Origin of the sequence: Acetobacter lovaniensis (assembly GCF_014207635.1) — a bacterium.
GTDB lineage: Bacteria > Pseudomonadota > Alphaproteobacteria > Acetobacterales > Acetobacteraceae > Acetobacter > Acetobacter lovaniensis.
In genome coordinates this window covers 1-1,130 of the sequence record NZ_JACHIE010000055.1, presented here as the reverse complement: position 1 = coordinate 1,130, position 1,130 = coordinate 1, and the positions used below count along the sequence as shown (strand labels likewise).

Genomic DNA, 1,130 nt, shown 5'->3' with positions numbered 1-1,130 from the left:
GCCCCCGAAACTGACAGGTCAGTGCATGGGGGGTGAAAGATTGCCAGATCCCACGGGTAATCCAACACATCCCTCACATCGCCCTGATAATGCGGGCCTGGCCTTTCAGTCGGGAGCAGGTCGCAGGACATGGCATCATGGCCATGGGCAATGAAGGCATCGCGCACCCGCCCGCTGTATTCTCCACCGATCAGGGCTTTCATCGGTTCATCCCCTTCCGCGCAGGCACGCACATGGGGCGCACGATGTAGCCCAGCGCATTGATAATGCTTTCTGGTATGTCGCGTTTGTGCGACAGGACTTCGGAAACTGTTGTGCGGTGGATGCCGGTTTTGCGTGACCATGCACTTTGACCGCCCGCCATCTGCACAGCGTCAGCAAGACGCGCTCGGATTTCCTCTATGGGGAATGGGGTCACTTCCTGAACTCCTCCCGTGCAGCGCGCAGTGCGCGGTCCATTTTGTCCTGCCATGCGTCCCAATCGAACCAGGACACATGCACCCACGTTATGTGGACAGATGGTGGTGGCCCGTCATGCGTTCGGAACCACTGGAACCGGCAAAGCCGGAGTTTGAACCAGGGCATTCTTCTTCCTCGCGTGCCTTACGGCGTTCAGCGACAAGGCGCTCGACCTCTGCCGCTATTGCGTTGCTGGAAGCCATCAGTTCGATAAGCGCCTCTGCATCAGGGGCGTTTGTGCCTGACAGCCAGTTACGTGCAGCCCGGGGCGTTTTCTTCGCCGCGCGGGCCAGCATTTCGGTTGCAAATCTGAGAGGCTCGAACTCGCGTTTGATCACGTTCAAAAGCCGGTCTCGGACGGGCATGTGCGTAAGGCCCATCATTTGCGGAAACTTTCGGTCACTTTTTGACTGTTTCCGGGCGAGAATTGCCCGATCATTCCACATCGCTTTGCTCCATTCTCGGTTTTGCGGAACACGAGAGCTGGAGAAACAATGAAAAAGGAGACCGAATTCGGAACGGTGGAATACGGCGGTACATATGCGCTGGACACACTGAATGCGTGTGACGCTATGCCCGCCGCCATGCACAATACTCCGTTCCTCTGGCAGTCTACTGTCAGAGCAGCGGAGCTTTGGTCGTTCCTGCACCCATACGCGACCATCCAGCAG

General features: G+C 57.6%; 3 protein-coding genes. All 3 read right to left on the bottom strand.

Going from position 1 to position 1,130, the window contains the following annotated elements:
- Positions 1 to 203: hypothetical protein (locus HNR55_RS16685; protein WP_456304254.1), on the bottom strand; the 203-nt coding region annotated here is incomplete at its 3' end.
- Positions 200 to 418 (bottom strand): hypothetical protein, encoded by a 219-nt coding sequence (locus HNR55_RS16680; protein ID WP_194300292.1) that lies wholly within the window; start codon positions 416 to 418, stop codon positions 200 to 202. The genes HNR55_RS16685 and HNR55_RS16680, both read right to left, overlap by 4 nt.
- Positions 419 to 506: 88 nt before the next feature.
- The gene (locus tag HNR55_RS16675; RefSeq protein WP_166117230.1) at positions 507 to 824 is read right to left on the bottom strand and encodes a hypothetical protein; all 318 of its coding nucleotides are present in this window, start codon (positions 822 to 824) and stop codon (positions 507 to 509) included.
- Positions 825 to 1,130: the final 306 nt, after the last annotated feature.